The organism is Corynebacterium sp. KPL2680, from assembly GCF_040225675.1.
Taxonomy (GTDB): domain Bacteria; phylum Actinomycetota; class Actinomycetes; order Mycobacteriales; family Mycobacteriaceae; genus Corynebacterium; species Corynebacterium rhinophilum.
In genome coordinates this window covers 19547-43143 of record NZ_JBEHFM010000005.1, presented here as the reverse complement: position 1 = coordinate 43143, position 23597 = coordinate 19547, and the positions used below count along the sequence as shown (strand labels likewise).

At 58.0% G+C, this 23597-nt stretch carries 19 protein-coding genes; 6 read left to right on the top strand and 13 right to left on the bottom strand.

Annotated features, from left to right (window positions below):
• Nucleotides 1-333 precede the first annotated feature (333 nt).
• Nucleotides 334-549, top strand: a complete 216-nt coding sequence (locus ABRP66_RS03820) for a hypothetical protein (protein ID WP_284852015.1) — start codon at nucleotides 334-336, stop codon at nucleotides 547-549.
• Nucleotides 550-754: 205 nt separating this feature from the next.
• Nucleotides 755-1213 carry a transcriptional regulator NrdR gene (nrdR, locus tag ABRP66_RS03815; protein ID WP_023017363.1) on the top strand — a complete coding sequence of 153 codons (459 nt, stop codon included), beginning with the start codon at nucleotides 755-757 and terminating at the stop codon, nucleotides 1211-1213.
• Nucleotides 1214-1504: 291 nt separating this feature from the next.
• Here the strand turns inward: nrdR and hrpA are convergent, their stop codons facing one another.
• The gene (gene hrpA / locus ABRP66_RS03810; protein WP_349838359.1) at nucleotides 1505-5407 is read right to left on the bottom strand and encodes an ATP-dependent RNA helicase HrpA; all 3903 of its coding nucleotides are present in this window, start codon (nucleotides 5405-5407) and stop codon (nucleotides 1505-1507) included.
• Between the two features lie 121 nt (nucleotides 5408-5528).
• Between hrpA and ABRP66_RS03805 the strand changes: the two genes are divergently transcribed.
• Nucleotides 5529-6461, top strand: coding sequence for a hypothetical protein (locus tag ABRP66_RS03805; RefSeq protein WP_284769663.1), 933 nt, complete (start codon nucleotides 5529-5531; stop codon nucleotides 6459-6461).
• Nucleotides 6462-6526: 65 nt separating this feature from the next.
• Here the strand turns inward: ABRP66_RS03805 and ABRP66_RS03800 are convergent, their stop codons facing one another.
• On the bottom strand, nucleotides 6527-7474 hold the full coding sequence (locus tag ABRP66_RS03800) for a hydrogen peroxide-inducible genes activator (RefSeq protein ID WP_284769664.1): 948 nt from the start codon (nucleotides 7472-7474) through the stop codon (nucleotides 6527-6529).
• 162 nt (nucleotides 7475-7636) lie between these two features.
• Here ABRP66_RS03800 and ABRP66_RS03795 point away from each other — a divergent pair, with 162 nt between their 5' ends.
• Together ABRP66_RS03795 and ahpD are read left to right on the top strand one after the other, a co-directional pair.
• Complete coding sequence (locus tag ABRP66_RS03795) at nucleotides 7637-8230, top strand: peroxiredoxin (protein ID WP_023022697.1); 594 nt, start codon at nucleotides 7637-7639, stop codon at nucleotides 8228-8230.
• 99 nt (nucleotides 8231-8329) lie between these two features.
• Entirely contained in the window at nucleotides 8330-8854 is a 525-nt protein-coding gene (gene ahpD / locus ABRP66_RS03790) for an alkylhydroperoxidase, AhpD family (protein ID WP_023022695.1), read from the top strand.
• Nucleotides 8855-8981: 127 nt separating this feature from the next.
• Here ahpD and ABRP66_RS03785 read toward each other — a convergent pair whose 3' ends face one another.
• Together ABRP66_RS03785 and ABRP66_RS03780 are read right to left on the bottom strand one after the other, a co-directional pair.
• Nucleotides 8982-11525, bottom strand: coding sequence for a DEAD/DEAH box helicase (locus ABRP66_RS03785; RefSeq protein ID WP_349838358.1), 2544 nt, complete (start codon nucleotides 11523-11525; stop codon nucleotides 8982-8984).
• 34 nt (nucleotides 11526-11559) lie between these two features.
• A complete protein-coding gene (locus tag ABRP66_RS03780; RefSeq protein WP_349838357.1) occupies nucleotides 11560-12576 on the bottom strand; it encodes a PAC2 family protein in 1017 nt (338 codons plus the stop codon).
• Between the two features lie 260 nt (nucleotides 12577-12836).
• Here ABRP66_RS03780 and ABRP66_RS03775 point away from each other — a divergent pair, with 260 nt between their 5' ends.
• On the top strand, nucleotides 12837-13922 hold the full coding sequence (locus tag ABRP66_RS03775) for a DUF4192 domain-containing protein (RefSeq protein ID WP_349838356.1): 1086 nt from the start codon (nucleotides 12837-12839) through the stop codon (nucleotides 13920-13922).
• A 9-nt stretch (nucleotides 13923-13931) separates the two neighbouring features.
• Here the strand turns inward: ABRP66_RS03775 and galE are convergent, their stop codons facing one another.
• From galE to ABRP66_RS03730, 9 genes are all read right to left on the bottom strand, one after another.
• Nucleotides 13932-14915 (bottom strand): UDP-glucose 4-epimerase GalE, encoded by a 984-nt coding sequence (gene galE, locus ABRP66_RS03770; protein WP_349838355.1) that lies wholly within the window; start codon nucleotides 14913-14915, stop codon nucleotides 13932-13934.
• Nucleotides 14916-14918: 3 nt separating this feature from the next.
• The gene (locus tag ABRP66_RS03765; protein WP_284769670.1) at nucleotides 14919-15596 is read right to left on the bottom strand and encodes a metal-dependent transcriptional regulator; all 678 of its coding nucleotides are present in this window, start codon (nucleotides 15594-15596) and stop codon (nucleotides 14919-14921) included.
• A gap of 235 nt (nucleotides 15597-15831) precedes the next feature.
• Complete coding sequence (locus ABRP66_RS03760; protein WP_284784261.1) at nucleotides 15832-16845, bottom strand: sigma-70 family RNA polymerase sigma factor; 1014 nt, start codon at nucleotides 16843-16845, stop codon at nucleotides 15832-15834.
• Nucleotides 16846-17036: 191 nt separating this feature from the next.
• Nucleotides 17037-17801: a helix-turn-helix transcriptional regulator gene (locus ABRP66_RS03755; RefSeq protein ID WP_410762819.1), complete on the bottom strand. Its 765-nt coding sequence runs from the start codon at nucleotides 17799-17801 to the stop codon at nucleotides 17037-17039.
• 129 nt (nucleotides 17802-17930) lie between these two features.
• Nucleotides 17931-19304 (bottom strand): L-serine ammonia-lyase, encoded by a 1374-nt coding sequence (locus ABRP66_RS03750; protein ID WP_349838354.1) that lies wholly within the window; start codon nucleotides 19302-19304, stop codon nucleotides 17931-17933.
• A 37-nt stretch (nucleotides 19305-19341) separates the two neighbouring features.
• Nucleotides 19342-20736 carry an SLC5/6 family protein gene (locus ABRP66_RS03745; RefSeq protein WP_284796059.1) on the bottom strand — a complete coding sequence of 465 codons (1395 nt, stop codon included), beginning with the start codon at nucleotides 20734-20736 and terminating at the stop codon, nucleotides 19342-19344.
• A 362-nt stretch (nucleotides 20737-21098) separates the two neighbouring features.
• The gene (gene dtd, locus ABRP66_RS03740; protein ID WP_284769675.1) at nucleotides 21099-21542 is read right to left on the bottom strand and encodes a D-aminoacyl-tRNA deacylase; all 444 of its coding nucleotides are present in this window, start codon (nucleotides 21540-21542) and stop codon (nucleotides 21099-21101) included.
• 41 nt (nucleotides 21543-21583) lie between these two features.
• The gene (locus ABRP66_RS03735) at nucleotides 21584-23161 is read right to left on the bottom strand and encodes a DUF7782 domain-containing protein (RefSeq protein WP_349838353.1); all 1578 of its coding nucleotides are present in this window, start codon (nucleotides 23159-23161) and stop codon (nucleotides 21584-21586) included.
• Nucleotides 23162-23209: 48 nt separating this feature from the next.
• Nucleotides 23210-23593: a DUF3099 domain-containing protein gene (locus tag ABRP66_RS03730; protein WP_284853237.1), complete on the bottom strand. Its 384-nt coding sequence runs from the start codon at nucleotides 23591-23593 to the stop codon at nucleotides 23210-23212.
• Nucleotides 23594-23597 lie beyond the last annotated feature (4 nt).

The following is a 23597-nucleotide window of genomic DNA, read 5'->3' as shown; positions in this document are numbered from 1 at the left end:
GAGATTTGCACACAAAACTGGACAGGTTTTCGAAGGAATGCTATAAATCGAACATAGAATCAATCTCGAACACAGGAGCGACATTATGCTTCTGTCGTGTCAAGGGGCCGTTTTAGACTTACGGCGGTCGTCGAAAGGAAAGAAATGTCTCAACTACTTAACTCTCGCAATAACATGGTTAAACAGCACTCGGTACGTTCACAGATCGTACCTTCAGCCGCTATCTGGGATATTGATGATCGTAGGTGGGGTGCTCAGCATCCCCGCTCTGAAAGAGGAAAAATTAGGACACTAGATTCTGAATATCGAACGAATTCTAAAGGGGATTCGAATATGTGGACTGAAGAATATTCGTTGCCTAATGTGGCGAACAAGACGATCGAAGAAGACGATGCCCAGAGTTCACGCAAGAATTATCTCCTTGGTGCTGTGTTCGGCGCTGCGGTATTTTTTGGCACGGTCGTCGGCGGATTGATGGGCACGAGCGCTGAGGCACCGACTGAACCTGGCGCTTCGGTACAGCAAGTAGAAGCAGCGCTCGTTCAGTAATGCATCTAGTACTTAAGCGAGCGTTGGGAGGGCTTTAGGCTTGGCGTCTTTTTTGCCATCAGCTTGCCTTCCTCTGATTAGACGAGACCTGCTCACTTAACGAGGCAGGCATGCCGGTAACAGGAGTCTGGTGTATTGGCGTCTGAATCCTGGTTTGGCCTCGGGGTAAACTAAGCCGAGAAGCTAAAATAGCGAAAGGACTAGCGTGTACTGCCCGTTTTGCCATAACGAACAATCCCGCGTTATTGACTCTCGCGTGGTTGATGCAGGCGCATCGATACGGCGCCGCCGCGAGTGTGCTTCGTGTAAAGGGCGTTTTACCACTGTGGAAAAGGCCGTACTGCTGGTCGTTAAGAGAAACGGCCTTGCAGAACCATTTAGCAGGGACAAACTCATTCGGGGTGTCAGGCGCGCTTGCCAGGGCCGAGATGTTAGCGATGATGCCCTTAAGAAGTTGGCACAAGAAGTTGAGGAAACAGTGCGGGGCCATGGGTCATCGCAGGTTAACGCCAACGAAATTGGGCTTGCGATCCTTGAGCCGCTGCGCGACCTAGACGAGGTCGCATATCTGCGCTTTGCCTCGGTATATAAATCTTTCGAGAGCGCGGACGATTTTGAATCGGAGATTCGACTGATGCGGCGACGCGATCGCGGGGACCTTTAAAATGCGGGGCTTATGGCGGTTTCTTAGCAGTTATACGGCCATGCGAGTGCAGGTTTAGAGCAGTTTTAGCTGGCTTTTTGCATCATTATTTCGCTGTGGTCGGCTAATTCTCATGGCGCCGGCGGCCAGGAGAACGGATTTCCTTGTGGTTCGTCGGCAGCGGCGCATGGGCGGCAGTTGTGTTTGGGCTGCGGCGATAGTCGGCTGGCGGTTTTGGTTAGCCAGCCGACCGACCAGCGATGGCGGGAGCGGAGTTCTCAGCGGGTGACGGGGACTCGAGGTGCTGGGAGGTCAGCGCAGTTTATCCACTGCCTTCTGGATCCTCCGCAGGGATACCGCGTGCGCCGTTCCGAGGCGCTGGGCGAATAGCGAGACCCGCAATTCCTCGATCATCCAGTGGAGGTCCTTGACCTCGCGCGTCCTTTTACGACCCGCGGGGAGGTTGCGCAGCCGGTTTGCCAGGTAGGCCATGGCGTTATCTACCTCGGCCTGACGGTCGGCATCGCGATCTGGGTCGAGCGACAGGTCTTCCAAGCGGATCCGCATTGCCTGGATGTAGCGGGGAAGGTGTCGCAGGTGCGCGGCTCCGTGCACGGTGATGGCATTCGGCGGGAGAAGGAAAGCGAGTTGCTTTTCCATATCGTCGATGGCGGGACCGTCCCAGTGAGAAAGCTCGGCGCGGAGATTGGAATACTCAGCTAAGCCAGGTGCGATCGAGACAATTGATTGCCGCACGCGGCCGGGGACCTGTGGTTTTACAGATTCCTTGAGCTCGGTAAACGCCTCAGGGGAGCGTACGGGGCCGCCGGCTTCGAGCATAAGATCACGGATTGCCGCGACGCGTGCGTCATTGACCAGCCCGTCGGCACCGCCATGCGGATAAGAGTCCACGGCGACGCGCTGTTGCAAGGGTAGCCCCTTGACCATTTGCGCGGTCGAGACAGAAATTTCGCGCATCAAGAGCGTGAGGGTGGTGGTGACCATGGCGGCATCGGCAGCGGCCTTGGTGGGGTGAACCTTAAGCTCCACGCCGTCTTTGGTGGCCACCAGCGCTGGGTAGGCGGTGACTTCGTGGCCGTCAACGGTGGTGGTGACGGTCTCGTCAACGGTGCCCAGGGTATCGTCGGTCCACTCGCTGACTGCGGTGGATTCGGCGGTGCGGCTAACTTGAGAGACGGACGATTTGATGTGCCCGGCCTGGCGCTCGCGCAGGGCGGCAAGGTCCCTATCGGAGTCGATGATGGTGCCACGCTTGTCGATGGCCGCGTAGTTCATCCGCAAATGATCCGGCAACTTGTCCGGTTGGAAGTCGGAGGCGTTGATGCCGTGCCCGCCGAGCTCGCGCAGGACATCGGCAAGCTGCTGGGTAAGGGGGCCTTCGAAGGGAATGAGCCGGTCCATGGCGCGCTCGGCAAATTCCGGGGCGGGCACGACGGTGCGCCGCAGGGCCTTGGGAAGGGAACGAATAAGCTCGTTGACGAGCTCGAATCGCAGGCCGGGAACGAGCCAATCGAAGCCTTCGGTATCGAGGCCGGCAAGCATGGGAACGGGGACCATGACGGTGACGCCATCGAGCGGGTCGCCGGGTTCGAATTTATAAGTCAGCTCGTAATCGATGGAGCCTTTGCGCCAGTGATCTGGGAAGGAGACTTCGGTTACGTCGTGGGAGTCATCGACAAGCGTGGCTGGGTCGAAATTCAGCAGATCGGGTTCCTGGCGGCGCTTTTTCTTCCACCAGGAATCGAAATGGCGGCCCGTGGTGACCTTGGCGGGAATGCGCTGGTCATAGAAATCGAAGAGGGTATCCTCATCCACGATAAGGCCGCGGCGGCGGGCCTTTTCCTCGTATTCGGCCGCTTCATCAAGGGCCTGCGCGTTTGCCTTGAGGAAGTCGTGGTGCGCGTTCCACTCGCCGGTGATAAGCGCATTGCGGATGAACATATCGCGCGCCGCGACGGGATCCACGCGGTGATAGGGCACGGTGCGATCCGCGACGATGGGCACGCCGTAGAGCGTGGACTTCTGGTGTGCGATGGCGGCCGCGCGCTTGCGGGACCACGTGGGATCGGAATAGTTGTGTTTGAGCAGGTCCGCACCGAGTTTTTCCACCCAGGCCGGATCGATAGCGGCAACGTCGCGTGCCCAAAGCCGAGAGGTTTCGACGAGCTCCGCCGCCATGAGGAACTCGGGTGGCTTTTTGGCCAAGGCGGAACCTGGAAAGACGAGGAAACGGGTATTGCGCGCGCCGTGGAACTCCTTGGAATTGCCGTCGCGGGCGCCAATATTGGAAAGCAGGCCAGATAGCAGCGCGATGTGAATATCGTCGGAGCGGCGTTCGGTGCCTTCTTGGTAATCCCACCCCAGCTGCTTGGAGACGTCTTTGAGCTGGCGGACCAGGTCGAACCACTCGCGGATGCGCATGTAGTGGAGAAACTCCTGCTTCATGCGCTTGCGGAATTTATTGCCTGATTGCTCATTGCGGGTCTGTTTGATGTAATCCCACAACTTCAGCATGGACAAAAAGTCAGAGGTCTTGTCCTTAAAGCGCGCGTGCGCTTGATCAGCTTGCGCTTGGTAGTCCAGCGGGCGTTCGCGCACGTCTTGGATGGTCATGGCGGCAACGATGACGATGACATCGTGGAGGCAGCCGTTGGTATGGGCCTCGATAAGCATGCGTGCCATGCGGGGATCGAGTGGGATGCGGGCCAAATTGCGGCCGGTTTCGGTCAGCGCCGGTTTCTCGTGCTTGTCTTGGAGGGCACCGAGCTCGTGGAGGAGGTTGAGGCCATCGCGAATGGCCTTGAACTCGGGTGGCTGGAGGAAGGGGAATTTCTCGATATCGCCGAGCTTGAGCGAGACCATCTGCAAAATGACGCTGGCCAGGTTGGTGCGCAGGATTTCCGGATCAGTAAACTCTGGTCGGCTTTGAAAGTCTTGCTCGCTGTAGAGGCGGATAGCGATGCCATCGGCGACGCGGCCGCACCTACCCGAGCGCTGATTGGCAGAGGCCTGCGAAATGGGCTCGATAGGTAGGCGCTGCACCTTGGTCCGCGTGGAATAGCGCGAGATGCGCGCGGTGCCGGTATCCACGACGTAGCGGATTCCGGGCACGGTCAGCGAGGTTTCGGCGATATTGGTGGCCAAAACGATGCGCCTTCCGCGGTGATTGCTAAATACGCGGTGCTGTTCCTGGTTGGACAGGCGCCCGAAGAGGGGAGCGACCTCCACGTTTTTCCACTTCTTAGCCTCGATTGCTTCCATAGCATCGCGGATATCGCGCTCGCCTGGGAAAAAGCAGAGGATATCGCCGTCGCCTTCTGCCATGAGCTCCTCGATGGCCTCGGTTAAGCCATCGAGCGGGTCTTGATCCACCAGCTTTCCACCGGCCTCGAATTCGAGGGGACGGTAGCGGATTTCTACCGGATAGGTGCGCCCGGATACCTCGATGATGGGCGCAGGGGTGCCATCGGGCTGGGCGAAGTGCTCGGCAAAACTTTCCGGATCGATCGTCGCGGAGGTGATGATCACTTTGAGATCGGGCCGCTTGGGAAGCAACCGCTTGAGATACCCCAAGAGGAAGTCGATATTCAGCGAGCGCTCGTGCGCCTCATCGATAATGATGGTGTCGTATTTATTAAGGAAGCGATCGCGCTGCATTTCCGCGAGCAGGATACCGTCCGTCATGAGTTTTACGGCGGTGCTATCAGAAACCTGGTCATCGAAGCGGATGGCGTAGCCTACAGATTCCCCGATATCTTGGTCCAGCTCGGAGGCGATGCGCTCGGCGACGGTCCGCGCGGCAATGCGGCGCGGCTGCGTATGGCCGATAAGGCCGCGGCGGCCCCGGCCGATGTCGAGGCAGATTTTAGGGATCTGCGTGGTTTTACCGGAACCGGTTTCGCCGGCAATGATGACGACCTGGTTTTCTTCAATCGCGGCAGCAATATCGTCCTTGCGGCCGCTGACCGGCAGGGAATCGGGGTAGGTGAGTGGGGGAACGGCGGCATCGACAAGCGCTAGGCGATCTGCGGCAGCCTGGATATCCTGGCCGACTTCGCGCAGGGCCTTGGGGGCGCGTGCCTTCGATAGGCGGCGGCGGAAGCTGCGGGCCTCGGCGATGGTGACGTTGTCTAATGCGGCAAAAAGTTCATCGCGGCTAGGGGCCTGCGATGTCGTGGTTTCATGCTGTGTCATGGCTAATCTATGAGCTTACCCCGGTTTCGTGGAGTGGAAAAAGTTGCTATTGTGAAAATACTTGTCTAAAAGATATTTTTCTCGTTGCACCCAACCCGAATATAGAAGGAAGGCACCGCTGATGAACGACAAAAACTCCGGTGGAAATGACGATTTTCCCCGCTATGAACCGACTGATCACCCGGAGGATCAGCCGAGCTACGGAAGCCTGCCGTCCTATGGCGGCAGCCACGAGAGCGGCAGCTACGAAAGCTCCGGCAATCAAGGATATGCGGGCTACCAAGCACAGGACAATACCGTAAATTCCGGCGGATTTACCGGAAAGCCCTCGGCCATTGATTCGATTTCGTGGGCCTTTCGCACGGTGTTTAAGAACTGGAAACTGTGGATACTCGGTGCCTTGCTCGTTGGCGTCATTGTCATAGCAGTCTCCGGAGTGAGCCTGGCCGTTGCTCCCGCAGAGGGCGCGGATGCCTCCGGTGCGGGATCCATTGTGCAAATCGTGTCCTACGTGATCATGGTCGTCGTCAGCTTGTTGGCGATGCGACTGGCGCTTTTCCAGATCGATGACCCGCGTACTGGGTGGAGCTATGTGGGCAAGGACGTGCGGTGGTGGCAGCCACTGGTGATCATGATCATCATCGGTATTATTTCCTCGGTAGTAATGTTCATCTTCGTTGGTGGCTCGATCTTCCTCGGCCCAGACGCGGGCGCCGACGCCACCGAGGACGAGGCGTTGGAAGCCATGGCGAGCTTTTTCGGAGTCATGGCTGTAGTGGCTCTCATCGGCCTATTCATCCAGCCGCTTTATATGCTGATGCAATGGTTTGCAGCCGACGGTGACGGGGTTGGCCAAGCCATTAAGAACGGTTTTAAGGCCGGTAAAGGAAACTACGGCCAGCTCCTGCTGCTGACGGTGCTCAACGCGCTGATTACGATTGCCGGCGGCATCCTGTTGCTGGTTGGCTTGATTGTGGCCGTACCGGTTACCTTACTGGCTACGGCTTACTTGTTCCGCCAGTGTGCAGGCCGCGCGACCGGCCAAACTGCGTAAGCGCTTTAGCATTATTTAAGGCCACCGAGGCATTGCTTCGGTGGCCTTAATCGTGTGTGGCGGTTTTATCCCTCCAGCGAGCGTGCGAGGGCATTTTCATAAGCGGCGGTAATCAGGGTGCCGAATTCGCGGAACTCTTCACTGCGTGCGGCAGAGGAGCGGAAGACGAGGCCGATTTCGCGCTCAGCGGTGACATCGGGATCGAAGTAGGCGATGCCGAGGTTCTTGCCGTGGCATTCGGTGGCCAATGCGGACTTGGGGATAAGGGTGCAGCCGAGCCCGCCCATGACCAGCTGCATAATGGTGGTAAGCGATGAGGCACGCGTGACGGAATTGGTTGCTTCCGCCGGGTTGACGTGGGCGTGCCGGCAGAGATCGACGATTTGGTCGCGGAGACAGTGGCCATCGTCAAGCAGCAGCAAATCCAAGTCCCGCAGCTCCGCCACCTGGACGTCCGTACGCCCGGCGATGGGGTGATCGGGCGGGCTGACGATGGCGAAGTCCTCGGTGTACAGCGGGCTGTCGACCATGCCCGTGGCCTCTGAAGGCAGCGCAAGGACGGCTAAATCGAGGTTGCCGTTGCGCAGGCGCGCGATGAGGTGCTGGGTTTGCTCCTCCACAAAGCGCGGCTCAAGCTCTGGGTAGGTCTCCGTAATCATCGCCAGCAAGTCCGGGAGGATATACGGGGCGATGGTCGGGATGACGCCAATGGTCAACGGGCCGGACAGCGTGCCGTGGGCGCCGCGGGCGTGCGCGAGAAAGGTATCGGCGGCCTCAAGTGTGGATTTGGCATAGGGCAGAAGGGTTTCACCGGCCGAGGTTACGATGACCTTGCGGGTGGAGCGCTCGATGAGCTGCACGCCGAGCCCCTGCTCGAGTGCCACGAGGCCCTGGGAGAGGGAGGGCTGAGAGATCTCCAGCTTGGCGGCAGCGGTGCCGAAGTGCTTGTTTTCCGCCACGGTGACAAACGTGCGCAGCTGGGCAAGTGTTGGTCGATACTCTTTATTATGCATGCCTATCACTCTAACATTTATCTATAGGATTAGCTATTGACGTGACCGGAATTAATGGTATTGTCTTTGTTGTTGGGCCGGAGAGGGTCCGGCCCGTGGTCCTCGGTACGGGACTGTCAGAAACTTGAAAAAGATTACCCTTTTAAGAAGGAGTTGAAGAACATGCCTATCATGACCGTTGGCGAAAAGTTCCCAGAATTCGACCTCACCGCCCTGACCGGCGGCGACCTGCACGACGTTAACGCTAGCCAGCCAGAGGACTACTTCGAGCAGGTTTCCTTGGACAAGTACGAGGGCAAGTGGAAGGTCGTCTTCTTCTACCCCAAGGACTTCACCTTCGTTTGCCCGACCGAGATCGCTGCCTTTGGCAAGCTGGATGAAGAATTCCAGGACCGCGACACCCAGGTGCTGGGCGGATCCACCGATAACGAGTTCGCTCACTTCAATTGGCGCGCAACCCACCCGGACCTGAAGGACGTTCCGTTCCCGATGTTCTCTGACGTGCGCCACGACCTGATCCGCGCCCTGGGCGTAGAAAACGCTGACGGCGTTGCTGACCGCGCAACCTTCATCATCGACCCAGATGGTGTTATCCAGTTCGTCTCCGTTACCCCGGACGCTGTGGGCCGTAACGTTGACGAGGTTCTGCGCGTTCTCGACGCCCTGCAGTCCGAAGAGGTCTGCGCCTGCAACTGGGAGAAGAACGACCCAACCAAGAACATCGATAAGATGGACGTTGTTCAGTCCCAGCTTTAAGCCTTAGTTATCAGTAGGTGCTTTCCCCGCCGTTCTGGCGGGGCACGCACTTGCCTTGCAATTTAAATTACTGAGAAAAGATTTAGAAGGAGAAAAACTGTGTCTATCGAGAACTTGAAGTCATCGCTACCCGAGTACGCCAAGGACCAGAAGCTCAACTTGGGCGCGCTGACCCGCACGACCGAGCTGAATGAAGAGCAGCTGTGGGGCACCCTGTTGGCTTCGGCGGCAGCTACCCGCAATGACACCGTGATTTCTGAAATCGCGGAAGAGGCACAAGAGCACCTCTCTGAGGAAGCTATCAACGCCGCTTACGGCGCTGCTACCGTCATGGCAATGAACAACGTTGCCTACCGCGCCAAGGGTTGGTTGGGCGATGACTACGCACAGGTTAAGTTCGGCCTGCGAATGAACTTTATCTCGAAGCCTGGCGTGGAGGACGCTAACTTCGAGCTGTGGAATATCGCAGTTTCCGCCATCAACGGCTGCGAGCACTGCTTGGGTGCACACACACAGAAGCTCAACGATACTGGCGCGACCAAGGAGCAGGTCTGGGAGGCCATCAAGGTTGCTTCTGTCATCCAGGCAGTCGCACAGGCTGTTCAGATTGAGGCTGCACGCTAAAAGCGCTGCTTAATCAGCCTTAAAAAACTAAGCCACCCCCCGCCCACTGTTTGTCTCGGCGTCCCCCACAGGGCGCCGAGTGCAGCGGAGGGGGTGGCTTAAGTCGTTTTACCCAACCCGCACGTTCCTAATACTCGACGCGCAACTCTGACAGGCGGACTTCGCCGGCTTCATCGGAGGCGTCCAGATCGACGGTGGCGACGAATTGATAGGCGCGATCGCCTGCTGGGTCCTTAATGATTTGCCGCACGGGCCAGCTGCGGGAGCTTGATTCTTCCAGCCGGAAGTACTCTGGCCCGCGCGCCTCAGGGCCGGTATCAATATCGTCGTATTCGTCGAAGTAGTCATCCAAGACGGCGCCAAAATCGGGGACCTCGTCCAGATAATCCAATACCTCGGCCAGGCGGTCTTCTTCCTCCAGCGCGAAGAGCTGCGCGAGGCGGAACATGTAATTGCGCACCATAATGCCAAAAGCGCGGCGGTTGGCGGTAAGGGCTGTTGGGTCTTCGACGCCAAAGGCCAGCTCGCGGTCGAGCGTATCTTGATCGATGGGGGAGTCTTCGCCGGCCATCTGCGCCCATTCATCGACAAGCGAGGAATCCACCTGGCGGATAAGCTCGCCCAACCAGACAATGATGTCTTCAATTTGGGGCGTCGTGTATTCATCGGGGATGGACTGTTTGAGGGTGCGCCAGGCATCGGTGAGGTAGCGGAGGATAACGCCCTCAGAGCGGGCTAAGCCGTAAGTGGCCACCAAATCCGAGAAGGTCATGGCATTTTCCACCATGTCGCGCACCACGGATTTCGGCCGCAGCTCGAATTCCTTTACCCACGCATTGGTTTCCGCAAAGGTATCGTAGGCCTGCTCGATCAGCTCCTCTAGGGGTTTGGGCCAGGTAATATCCTCCACGATATTCATGCGGTCGGTGTAGTCCACCCCGTCCGCCTTGAGTGCGGCAATTTCTTCCCCGCGCCGCTTCTTCTGCTGGGCCTGCAACACCTGCCGGGGATCATCGAGGATCGCCTCAAAGACCGAGATCACATCAAGGTGATAGCTGTCTGCCTCTGGGTCCAACAGGGAGAGCGCGGCCAAGGCAAAGGGCCCGAGGGGCTGGTTTAGGGCAAAGTCTCGCGGCAATTCCCGCACGAGGTGGTAGGGGCGGCCGTAGATATCCAGCCCCTTGGTGGATTTTTGGACCACGCCGGAATCCACCAATCCGCGGAATAGGTCGAGGGCGGTGAGGATATCCTTGTTCTGCTTGCTGCGGGGATCGTGATTATCGCGCAAGAGGTGGCGCATATGCGCATAGCCGTCGCCGTGGCGGGCTAAGACATTCAGCAGCATCGAATTCGACACCCGGAATTGCGAGGTCAACTGCTCCGGTTCTGCTTCTGTGAGCCGCGCAAAGGTCTTCTCGGACCAAGAGACTTCGCCCTCGCGTGCGGACTTTTTCTTAAGCTTCTTGAGCCGCTTCGGGTCATCGCCAATGCGCCTGCGGGCCTTGGCATTTTCAATCTCGTGCTCTGGAGCCTCGACGACGACGGTACCTTCCGTGTCATAGCCCGCACGCCCGGCGCGACCTGCAATCTGGTGGAATTCGCGGGACTTCAAGATGCGCTGGCGTTGCCCATCAAACTTGGCCAGGCCAGTCATCAATACGGTGCGGATAGGGACGTTGATGCCCACGCCCAAGGTATCGGTGCCGCAAATAACCTTGAGGAGGCCGCGTTGTGCGAGGCGCTCCACTAGTCGCCGGTATTTGGGCAGCATTCCCGCATGGTGGATGCCAATGCCCTTGCGAAGTAACTTTGAGAGGTCCTTGCCAAAGGCGGTGGTAAAGCGGAATCCGCCGATTTCTTCAGCGATATCCTCTTTTTCCTCTTTGCTAATAATTCCAGAAAGCGAGGTCAGGGCTTGGGCCCGCTCGGCTGCCTCGCGCTGGGAAAAGTGCACGACATAAATGGGTGCCTTATTATCGGCGAGCAGCTCCTCGATGGTTTCGTGCACCGCGCTAAAAACATAGGAAAAATCCAGAGGCACCGGGCGGGTAGAGCCGGCCACTAAATTAGTCTCGCGCCCCGTGCGGCGGGTGAGATCTTCCTGCAGCCAATCGGTATCGCCGAGCGTGGCGGACATTAAGAGGAATTGCGCCTTGGGCAGCTCCAAGAGCGGAACCTGCCACGCCCAGCCGCGATCAGGATCGGAGTAGTAGTGGAATTCGTCCATGACTACCTGGTCGATGTTGGCCTCGGCGCCGTCGCGAAGCGCGATATTGGCTACGATCTCGGCGGTGGCGGCGATGATGGGGGCGTTGCCGTTTACGGTGGCATCGCCAGTCATCATGCCCACATTCTCTGCGCCGAAGATTTCACACAGTGCAAAGAACTTCTCGCTGACCAGCGCCTTAATGGGCGCGGTATAAAAACTCCGCTGTCTACGGGCTAGGGCGATGAAGTGGGCGGCGTTGGCCACCATGGACTTTCCCGAACCCGTGGGGGTCGCGAGGATGACGTTATCTCCGGCCAAGATGCCGAGCGAGGCCTCCTCTTGCGCGGGGTATAAATCGATTCCCTTGCTGGTGGTCCACGAGTTAAAAGTATCCCAAATGGCCTCATCGATGAGGGACTCGGGGACTTCCGTTAAATCTGGCAGCTGCTGAGATAAGTTCACCCCCACCACCTTAGCGGCGATGGGGGCGGGTTCGTTAGATATCGTCGCCTAAGTCTCTGTCATCATCATCGGCAGAGTCTTCGCGGTCATCAATATCAGTATGGATAATCTCCTCGCTATCGGACTCATCGAGCGAGGCGAGGAAGGCTTCGAATTCTTCGCTGATTTCCTCCGCGCTGGGCACGGCTTCCTCGCCCGGCATAATGGCCTGTGGGTGCTCTTCGCGGTAGCGGTCCATGAAGGCATCGTATTGCTGCTCCAATTGCTGGACCACGCCCTCAATCTCTTCCGAGCCATTGACCTGCTCATCCAGCTGGCCCTCGACGCGGAAAATATCCGCCTCAATGCTGCCCAGCGGAATATTGAGCTGGGCGGCTTTAGCCACGGAGTCAAGGAGCTCCAAGGTGGCCTGCGGGTACGGGGACGCAGCCAGGTAGTGCGGCACGTGCGCGGTATAGCCCGCGACCGTCCGGCCCTTATCCGCTAAGGCCTTTTCTATATAGAGCGCCGCGGCTCCCGGAACCATCATCGTCGAGTCCATCTTGACCATGCCTTCCGTCAGGCGGGAGGCAGTACCGTGTGCGGTGACCACGGTGGGGCGGGTGTGCGGCACGGGCATCGGCGCGGCGTAGAGCATGATGGTGTCTTCAATATCGAATTTCTCCACCAGTTTTACCACCGCCGTAGTAAAGGCTTCCCAGCGCATATCCGGCTCAGGACCGGAGAGAAGGAGGAAAGACTTGCCGGAATTATCCCGGAGGACCTTCAAGCCCAAATCCATGGGTTCTACCTCTAGGGCCCGGTCATTATCGATGGTGACGGCGGGGCGGCGGGAGCGGTAATCGATGAGCTCATCAGAGTTAAAGGAGGCTAGCTGGCGGTTTTCCAGCGCCGCCTTGAGATGATCGGCGCTCGACTCAATAGCCTGGCCTGCATCGGCATAGCCGTGCATGGCAACAATCATGGTGGGGCCTTTTCCTTCACCGGAATTGTCCTTGACCACCGGAGCGGGGTACTCCAATTCGTACATGCTGCGCTCTTCTTCGTGCATGATGTGTTACCTCCTTGGTCTCTTAATCTAGATCAACGACCGCCAGGACCGTACTATTCCCACACGCACTCAGTTCAGTGTTCGCGGAGTAGTTAAATAACCCATTATGCCCTAACTCGGCAACCCACGCTAGGCCCGGTGCGATGGGGTTGTGCATAACTGCTTGCCGATGCCCCCTTCCACCCACCTTATCCACAGATTTCGGCCCTCTGCCTGTGGTGGGCTTTCGGTACTTGCCGCAGGCCCCGAAGCTAGGAGCCATGAAGATCACAACACCACACCAGCCCATCCGTACACCCGGCGATATCCTTGCCAATATTCCAGGAATCCTCGGATTCTTTCCAGCAGAATCCATCGTCCTCATCTCCATCGAACCAACTCCAGCAGGCCGCACCATGGGGCCAGTCGCGCGTGTAGACCTGTCCGATGTCCCTGCGGCCCTTCCAGAGATTATGAGCGCCTTTCATTGTGGGAACCCGGAAGTCGTCCTCGGCTTTATCATCTCCCAGCGCGAGGAAGTAGAGCTCTGGGAGATGATCGAGTCGCTCTACCACTTCGAAGATGACCAGGGCACCGGAATTGATGCCTGCTGGCTGGTGGAAGAAATCGCCACGTCCACTGCCTACGATCTTGTATTCGGCTTTAGCACCGGGGGTGGCAAGGGCCCTATGCCCGCCTGGACCGAAGGAACCATTCCCGCTATTTCCACCAGCTCTTCCATGCGCGCCTGCGTAGAAAACGGCACTTTGCCGGAACTTTCCCGCAATGAGCTGGTCCAGCAATTCGCCCCGCACAATCCGTACTTCGGGCACGAAGAAATCGTGTCCATGCAGCGCTGCGCTGAGGAATTGTCGCGGCAGATGCGCGCCGGCCACGGCTACGGTACGACGGATCCAATCCGCGTGGTCCAGCACCTCATCGCGGATGCGCAATATGTATTAAGTGAGGTAGAAACCCTGGAAGAGACGTTGGATAACGAAGAATTACTCTGCGTGGGGGCAATGTGGATGTCGACGACATGGATGCGAGACCTGGTCATCCGGGACCTCGTTGAATCCCCGCACGCGGCCGGCACCTTGCTTTTGGCCACGGCGCGCACCTTTGGCGGCCCCATCCGCTATAACGCCCTGGCGTTATATGCAGCGACCCAGGTGGCGCAGAAATTCGGACTCTATGCCGGCCCGGCGCTGACCGTCGCCATCGATGAGGCGCCTGGGCACAATTTGAGCCAGCTCATCGCCCAAGCCTATCGCAGCGGAATGGGGGAACGCCTCATTACTAGCTTGAGCCGCGGTTGCGACGCCGCGCGGGAGGCAGCGGGGATTGATGCCGATGGCTTTGTGTAGCCCCGCGTTTTAGCGCCTTGCCGAATGCGCCCGGTCGCCCAGCTGCCGAGTGAAATTCCACGCGTCGGTCACGATGGTCTCCAAGTCCGTGCGCTGGGGATTCCAGTCAAGCTCCCGCTTGATTTTTTCTGAGGATGCAATGAGTGTGGCTGGGTCTCCGGCACGGCGTGGGGCGATTTCTGCCGGAATCTCGTGGCCGGTGACTTTCCGGCACATCTCGATGACCTGCTTGACGGAGTATCCCTCGCCGGAACCCAAGTTATAGATTCGGTGGGTCCCGGAAGTATTGCTGTGGAGGGCGAGCACGTGGGCATCGGCAAGATCGCGGATATGGATGTAGTCGCGCACCGGCGTTCCATCCGGGGTATCCCAATCCGTGCCAAACATGAAAATCTTATCGCGGTGCCCCAGAGCAACCTGCAGGACAATGGGGATAAGGTGGGTTTCAATCTCGCGGTTTTCGCCGATGGAACCGTACGCGCCGGCAACGTTGAAATAGCGCAGGGACGTAGCCGCGAGCCCAAACGCCTGGGAAAAAGACGAAATCATGTAGTCGATAGCTAGTTTGCTAGCGCCATAGGGATTCGTGGGCTGGGTCGGCATGTCCTCAGTAATAGGAACCTGCTCCGGCTCGCCGTAGGTGGCCGCGGTGGAAGAAAAGACGAGGCTTTTCACATCGTTATCGCGCATGGCAGTGAGCAGGCGCAGCGTGGTCACGACGTTGTGCTGCCAGTATTCGTCCGGCTTTTCCACGGATTCACCGACGAGCGAGCGGGCGGCGAAGTGTAGAACGCCCTCGAAATCGCCTTCGCCCAGCACCTCTGCGGCCTTGTCTGCCACATCGCCTTCTACTATGCGGGCCGAGTTCGGTACTGCATCTCGGTTTCCCGTGGAAAAGTTATCGATGATGGTGACATGGTGGCCTTGCTCAACGAGGACTGCGGAGCACACGCTGCCGACATAGCCGGCGCCGCCAGTAACCAAAAGCTTCATGGCCTAGACCTCCACGCGCACAGCGTGCGCCAGATCATCTGCCAAGGTGATGACCTTACCCGAGGGAGTGGTAAGCGAAATGGTGCCGCCATTATTGACCACGGTGACCTCGGTGCCGATGCGGATTCCAGCCTCAGCGAGATCCCGGAAGGTAGCTTCATCTACCTGCAGAATCTCATTGATCTGGATAATCTTGGCGGACTTCTCTTCGCCATCCGGGAGATCGATAGCCCGCGTCCCAATTGATGGTTCGGGGACCTGGAAGCCCAGCTCTGCCAGCGCCGGAATCGGATTGCCAAAAGGAGAACGGCTGGGATCATCGAGGACCGTGACCATGCGCTTTTCCACCTCTTCGCTCATCACGTGCTCCCAGCGGCAGGCCTCGTCGTGGACTTTGCTGATATCGAGCCCGAGGACATCAGTAAGCAAACGCTCTGCAAGGCGGTGCTTGCGCATAACAGCCGTAGCCAATTCGCGTCCCTTTTCGGTAAGGTCCAAGCTCCGATCCGAACGGACGTGGAGGAGACCATCGCGCTCCATGCGGGCAACGGTTTGGGATACGGTAGGTCCGGACTGCTCTAAGCGTTCCGCAATCCGGGCGCGCAGGGGAGTGATGCCTTCTTCTTCCAATTCATAAATGGTCCGAAGGTACATCTCAGTAGTATCAACGAGGTCCCTCACGTGGGCATACCTTTCTTTGAGAAACAGTAATGCGTGCCGTGCGCAATGCAGACAGCGCTTTTTACATTCTGTATCCAGACTAGCTTAAGTTGCCCTAAGTTTGCTGGAGAGATTTTCGGAGACGAGTTCGAGCTCGCCGCTTGCATAGAGAACGCGACCTCGAAAGCACACTGGAAAAAATTCTCGGCGGCACAGTCGAGGTCGCGATTAATGAAGGTTCAGGAGGCGAAAAGTTTTATAGCGCGTACTCGCGGAGGCGATCGGCGCGGTTGCCATCGCGCAACTTGGCCATGACCTCACGCTCGATTTGGCGTACGCGTTCGCGGGAGAGCCCGAACCGGCGACCAATCTGGTCAAGGGTGCGTGGCACACCGTCATCCAAGCCGTAGCGCAGGCGAATAACGTCCTGCTCGCGCTTTTCTAACGTGTCAATGACACCGCGAATATCGGAGTGCCGCATGGAGGCCACGACGGCGGTCTCAGCATCGGTAGCCTCAGCATCCTCGATGAAGTCGCCCAACGGGGCTTCCTCGTCGGTGCCGACGGGCATGTCGAGCGAGACGGGATCGCGGGACTGCCGCAGCAGCATCTCGATCTTGTTCTCATCGATGCCGGATTCCTCCGACAGCTCCTCATTGGTCGCCTCGCGGCCCAAGGACTGATACATCTCACGCTTGATGCGGGAAAGCTTATTTACCTGTTCCACCAAGTGGACCGGGAGGCGGATGGTGCGCGACTGATCGGCCATACCGCGGGTAATGGCTTGGCGGATCCACCACGTGGCGTAGGTGGAGAACTTAAAGCCCTTGGCATAATCGAACTTTTCCATGGCGCGGATAAGGCCAAGGTTGCCCTCTTGGATGAGGTCCAATAGTGGCATGCCGCGGCCGGTGTACCGCTTGGCCAAGGAGACTACGAGGCGGAGGTTTGCCTCCAGCAGGTGGGAGCGGGCCTTCTTGCCTTCGCGAGCCAAAATTTTCAGGTCGCGCTTTTCTGCGCGCGTCAGCTTCTCTGCGTTATTGAGCTTGTATTCTGCATACAAGCCCACCTCAATGGTTTGCGCGAGTTCAACCTCGTCCTCGGCGCTGAGCAGGGCGGTCTTACCGATTCCGTTGAGGTAGACGCGTACCAAATCCGCAGAGGGATTGTCATTGGTTTGATTGCGGCGAGACCCGCGGTCTACTTCCTGTTCCTCATCAGTAGCGGCAGTCGAAGTGCCATTGGCGGTGTTGGCAGATGGATTCGTCATCTTTCAGCCTCCTGAAATTGTCGCCTGTTTCAAAAAGTACAACGGTGTGAGGCCGCATTTAGTTCCCACGCATCCTGAAATGTTTAAAACGGCGACGTGCCGGGCGTTTTGCCCCACCTTTTTGGGGGCGTCGACAAGCGCATGCGCCACGTGAACACGGTAAAACCGCTCATCCACGTGGCGGGGGAGTCTTAGCCGCGGACTTGTACGAGGTAGCGATATACCGTGGGCTCAGATACGCCGAGCCTTGCGGCCGCGGCGGCGATGCCACCCTTGAGCAGGAAGAAGCCAGCGTCTTCAAGGGAAGCGATGACTTCGAGCCGTTCGTTGCGCTGCATCGCCTCGACCGGAGTGGAGTGCGTGGAAATCGCGGAATCCAGCATGGAGTCCAGAAGGTGCTCGACGTTGGAACGCAGTGATTCGCTATAGGGCGCTTCCGGCTTTTTATTCGCCGTCGCTTCAGGTATCGGAGTTTTTGGCGGTGTGGTGGTGTCGGGGTAGCCACCGAAGGCCTTCGCCTTATCGATGGCCGGTACGGTGCCACCGATCATCGCGTTAGCGGCATCGCGGATTTGGATCAGCTCGGATAATTCCACATTGATACAAAGCATGCCGCGCATATGGCCGGTGGTATCGCGCAGGAAATAGCTTGAGGAGCGGCACACTTTCCCCTCGCCATTGACCGCGCGGTATCCCGTCATCATTGGAACGGCCGCCGCATCACCCTGTTTCATGAACCAGAGGGCAAAGTCTGTGACCGGGCCGCCTAGTTCGCGTCCAGAGATGTGGCCGTTGGCAATGGCAATGATGGATTTATCGGGTACATCGAGATCATGAAGCACGATTTCGGTGTTAGGGCCCATGGCCTGACCGAGGAAATCGACGAGTGGTATGTACTGCTCGAGGAAGTTTTCTTCGGGGGCATGGCTGCTAGAAAGGTTCATTAGCTGAAGCATGTCCTTATAATTCCTGTCAAATTATTGATAAGGTACCATAAAGTAACGACAAAAGGAGGCGAGTAGCCGGCCGTGGCCAAGTACTCACCTCCTTATATGGCGCTCTTTGCGGAGCCTAGGGTGCCGACATTAACCACATACCGGAATGGGCGGGTGCACCGCTAGGGCGAGGCCGCCTTGTGAGGTTTCCCGGTATTTGGCGTTGATGTCCTTGCCGGTGTTGTACATGGTCCAGATCACCTCATCGAGGCTGACACATGGCTTGCTTTCGCGGTCCAAGGCCATGCGCGCGCTGGTAATTGCGTCTACCGCGGCTACGGCGTTGCGCTCGATGCAGGGGACTTGCACCTGGCCTAGGACCGGGTCACAGGTCAGGCCCAATTTGTGTTCCATGCCGATTTCGGCCGCCACGCAGACTTGTTCCGGTGTCGCCCCCATCAGTTGGGCCAGCCCGGCTGCTGCCATGGAACAGGCGACGCCAATTTCACCTTGGCAGCCTACTTCCGCACCGGAAATGGAGGCATTCATCTTGTAGAGCGCGGCAATATGGTTGCAGGCGAAGATATAGTCCGCGAACATGCTTGGAGTAACCGGCTCAACGAATTCATCGAAATAGGCCAGTACCGCAGGCACGACGCCGCATGCGCCGTTGGTAGGCGCGGTGACGACGCGGCCACAGGCGGCATTTTCCTCCGAAATGGCCAGGGCAAACATATTCACCCAGCTCAAAATGTTGAGGCCATCGTGGGGGTCGGATTGTTCCAGCCTGCGCTTCAGGGCGGCGGCGCGGCGCGGCACGAGCAGGGCGCCGGGCAGGGGGCCATCGGTTGTGGAGCCGCGCTTGATGCCGGTGTACATGACATCGCGGACCTTGCGCAGGTGCTCGTCGATGTCCCCCTCGCTGCGCAGTGCTCTTTCATTGGCCCTGCCGAGCTCCGGAAGTGTCATATTATTTGTTTCGCACAGCGCCAGTAGTTCTTCCGCGCTGGCATAAGCAAATGGGACGTCGACGGTATCTTGGGTGCGCATGGCGAAGTCTTCTTGCTTGACGATGAACCCGCCGCCCACTGAGTAGTAGGTCTTGTGCAGGATGTCTTCCTCGCCGGCAAAGGCGATAAGGCACATGCCGTTTTCATGCATGGGGAGGTATTCGTCGTGGAAGTAAAAGCCGCCGTCTTTGGGGAAGCTCACCTTGTGCGTGCCACCGAGAAGGAGCGTTTCGCTCTGGTTGATCTTTTTCATGAAGGCGGAGATGCCGTCGATATCGACGGTTTCTGGTTCTTCGCCGGCCAGTCCCAACAGGATGGCTTTATCGGTGGAGTGGCCCACACCGGTCAAGGATAGGGAGCCGTAGACGTTGGCCTGGACGCGGGTGACCTTATCCATGAGGCCTTTTTCTTTGAGTTCGTCAACGAAGGCCTTGCCGGCTTTCATTGGCCCAAGGGTGTGTGAGCTTGAGGGGCCGATGCCGATCTTGAACATATCGAAGATGCTGATGAACATGGTTTTCTCCTGGAAAATCCTGAGAAGCAAGTGCTGCTTAGAAAGCCTGCACGATGGAGTAGATGATGGTGGCGAGGGCGACCAGGCCCATGATGAAGACGAAGTAGTTGGAGGCCTTGCCCTTGAAGCGGGCGAGAGCTGGGACCTTGTGGATGGCAATCATCGGAATAAGGAACAGCATGATGGCGATGGTCGGGCCGCAGAGGGTTTCAATCATGCCGAGGATGGAAGGATCTGCCCAGGCAACGAGCCATGCGGTTACCAGCATGAAGATGAGCGTGATGGTGTCAAGCTTGTGGCTGGATTCTGCATCATCTTTATTGGCGTTTTTGCTGCCTTTGACCAGGAGGCCCTCGAAGCCTTCTGCAGCGCCGAGGTAGTGGCCCAAAAAGGACTTGGCTACGGCAATCATGGCGATGATGGGGGCAATCCACTGGATGACGGGGTTATCAAAGTGGTTGGCCAGGTAAGACAAGATGGTGATGTTTTGTTCCTTGGCCTCGGCCATATCCGCAGGCGATAGGCTGAGCGCGCAGGAGAAGACGAAGAACATCACGACGACGACCATGAGGATTTCCGCGCGGAGCAAGATCTTGCGGGACTTGTATTCCGCGTACTTGCCGTAGGTCTGGCGGCGGTCAACGGCGAAGGAAGAAATCATGGGCGAGTGGTTGAAGGAAAAGACCATAACTGGGACCAAGAGCATCAAGGTAATACCCATGCCGTGGCCGGAAGCTTCGCGCGCGACGTCGAGGTCGAAGCTATCAAAGAGTGCGGTATTCCACTTGGGGATGAGGTACAGCGAGAGCAGGACCAGGATACCGATGAACGGGTATACCAAGTAGGACATAACGTGGACGACCACGCTTTTGCCCATGCGTACGACGAGGATGAGTCCGCCTACGAGAACCAACGAGGTAAGCCACCGCTCCGGTGGAGTGATACCTAGCTGGTGTTCCAAGAAGGAATTGACCGTGTTGGTGATGGTTACCGAGTACACCAACAGGATGGGGTAGACGGAAAGGAAGTAGAGGATATTCATCAGCACGCCGGCTTTAACGCCGAAGTGTTCCTCCACGACGTCGGTGAGATCGCCATCTGGCTTCGAGCTTGATAGGACCAAGCGGGTCATGCCGCGGTGGGCCCAGTAGGTCATCGGCAAGGCGACGACGGTCATGATAAGAAGCGGGATGATGCCGCCGATACCAGCGTTGATAGGGAGGAAGAGCACGCCGGCACCAATGGCGGTGCCGAATAGGGAGAGCATCCAAACGGTGTCTTCCTTGTTCCACGCCGGGGCGCCTTCTTGGCCTGCAAATGGGGTCTCTATGCCGTCAGCAGGTGGCTTTTCTTCTGCGGGTAGTTGTTCCGGAATTTGCGCACTGTGTTCCGGGTGTTCGACTTGTCCGTGGCGCAAGAGCTTGTGGGACATTTTCTTTCCTCCTCTGCATGGGGTTGACCGAAGCTTGAGGGCTCCTGTCACCCTGGAGTGAGAAAATATTTTCTCTCACCAGCGTGTGCGGGCAAGGGCCTGAAACTAAACTTTCAGCTTGTATCCAGCCCATTCACTTCGTTACGCGTTAAGTATAAGCCCGCGGTAATGCCACGTGATAATAATTTATTACATTTTGGGATAGGTTAATTATCACTCTAAAAAAGCTTGCGCGGCACCCAGCGATATGCATTGTTGAACAATATCGAACTCTCTGCGATCTAACTCATAAATAATCGTGGGTGTGAGTGGGCACTCGTGCAGGTTAACGCCAGATGATGAGAAAAATGCGTTAGAGGAGATTAGGTCTCGACCAAAACCGTAAACGGGCCTTCGTTGACGGAAGATACGCGCATCATAGCCCCGAATTGGCCTGATTCGACCGCGATATTGCGCTCGCGAAGGTGCTCGATGATGTACTCGATGACTGGCTCGGCCTCTTCCCCCGGGGCCGCATCAGCCCACGATGGGCGCCGCCCCTTGGCGGTGCGGCCATAGAGCGTGAATTGGCTGACTACCAATACCGGTGCTCCAGCATCGGCGACCGATACTTCACCTTCCAGGATGCGCAGCTCCGCGATCTTGCGGGCCATCTTTTCCGCGCGCGGTGCCCAATCGTCCAAATCCTCCCTGGAAACACCGACGAGGGCTAAAAGTCCGCCGGTCTCAGGGCAATCGATGGCGCCGACGGTTTCGCCTGCAACCGTGACCGCGGCTTCGGATACGCGGGTTAGTACTGCGCGCATAAAAGTCTCTTCCTTTCTTAGCTATACGGCGCTATTCGGTGTTAATCGGCGTGGGTAGCCGGGGAAGCGTCGTCCTCGAGCAGCAGATCGGCGGGGATGAGCAAGCCGTGGCGGACCATATCGATAATGGCGGGAAGCGCCGCCGCGGTCAGTTCTGCTTCATCGAAGCCGTGCGCGGCCGCATAAAGGCCCACGGTCTCGGCAAGGTTGAGCCCGTAGGGAGATAGGCCCGCAACGATTGCGGCCAAGTGCTCATCAACTTCGTGGCTCCACCGGGGCCCATCGGTACGGGTTAGCCGGATTACCGCCCGGTTAAATCCTTGTTTGTTATCGGTATCGGCCACGCTGACTTCTTCCTTGGCCACCTGTGGGCGTACCTGGAAGTGCTTGCCCTCCAGCTCACCAGGAACCAAATCGCGCAGCCACGCCACGCGGGCGAAGTATTCTTCCACCTCGGGTCCCAAAGGATCACTAAAGTGCTGCGGCATTTCTTCGGCCAAGATATCGGAGGGCTCATCATCGGCGATTTTTTGGATGGCGACGAATCCAAACCCGATACCCGTGACATCGTGGTCGTGGAAATGATCCAGCCACGCCTTGGAGCGAGCCTTGCCCTCATCGCTGCGCACATCCAACGATTCATCCTTGAGCCACGTGGATACGTAGAGGGAAGGATCGGCGATATCGCGCTGAATGATCCAAGCGGCTATACCCTTATCGGGCAGCCACGAGGCCACGCGCTGCTGCCAAGTTTGCCCGCTGGTATGCACCCAGGCGGCGAGCAAGTGTGCGGTTCCACCCGGGGTGAGGTGCTCTACTGCCTGGGATACCACCAATTCGCTGGCCCCATCCAAGTTCAGGCCAGAATCGCGGTAGACATGGCCCACCTCAGGGAGGCCAACGACAAATGGTGGGTTGGCCACGATGCGGTCAAAGGTGCGCCCCGCAACGGGCTCGAACCACGAGCCCTCAACAAGTTCTACCTCGGTGCTGGACCCAGCGGCGGCGACGGTTGCCCCAGCCAAGTCAAGCGCGCGCCGGTGGACATCTGTCGCGGTAATGCTGTGCGCGCTCTCGAGCTGACCCAGCAATTGCACGCCCGAGCCGGTGCCCAAATCGAGCACCGTTGATACCGGGCTTACCGGCGTCGATTGCAAGAGTGAGAGGCTTGCCGCCCCGACGCCCAAGACGTGATCCGCGCCGGGGACGTGGTCCACCAGCGAGGCATCGACATCGGAAAAGACGAGGCGGTTGGAGCCAACGATGATATGGGGCCGGATATCGAGGGCAATGTAGATGCTGCCGCGATCATCGGAAAGCGCCACGCCGGCATCCAGGAGCTTGGTGGCAAGGCGGGCCCCGAGGGCATCGGCAAGCAACGTGGCAGGCAGATGCTCATGCAGCAGGAAGAAGCGAATGAGCGTATCCAGCTGGGTATTACCCGCAGTCCCGCGCGCCACCGCGGCAGGCTCACCGCGGTAGAGGGCCTCCGTAAGCTCCGGGCCCAAATGCCCCGCTAAACCATCGGTAGTAAAACCGGCCTGCGAAAAAGCCTCCGCCAACTCTGGGGCAAGATCGCGCAGCGCGGCGGCATCGAAGTGGGGGCCAAAGGACGTCATACTGGGAGAAGTTCCTTTCCAGTCGTACTATTCATGCTGATGATGCGGTTAGTCGGAGGCAGTATCGTCATGGTCAATGACCGAGTGCTTAGATTCGATTGCCGTGGAGCCGCCGCGGGAAATCTGTTGGTTCTGATACTGCGAATATAGCTGACGATTCATCGCGGGTTTATAGACATTTTTATCGCGCTTATCCTTCTTCTCCCCGCGGCTATTGCCAATGACCACGGCAATCCACGGCAAAGGAAAAGTCACGCCCACGATAATCGCCGCGAGGAACCACCAATGCAGGTATAAAAAGACCCCGGCAATGAGCAGGGACGGCACGCGCAAGAATTGGAAAAAGCCGTACCATAACTCCCGGCGCCTGCGATCTTGTGCGGGCGAGAGCTTGGCATCCGTGATGAGAAAACGTTCCTTTTTGCCAAACACTTAA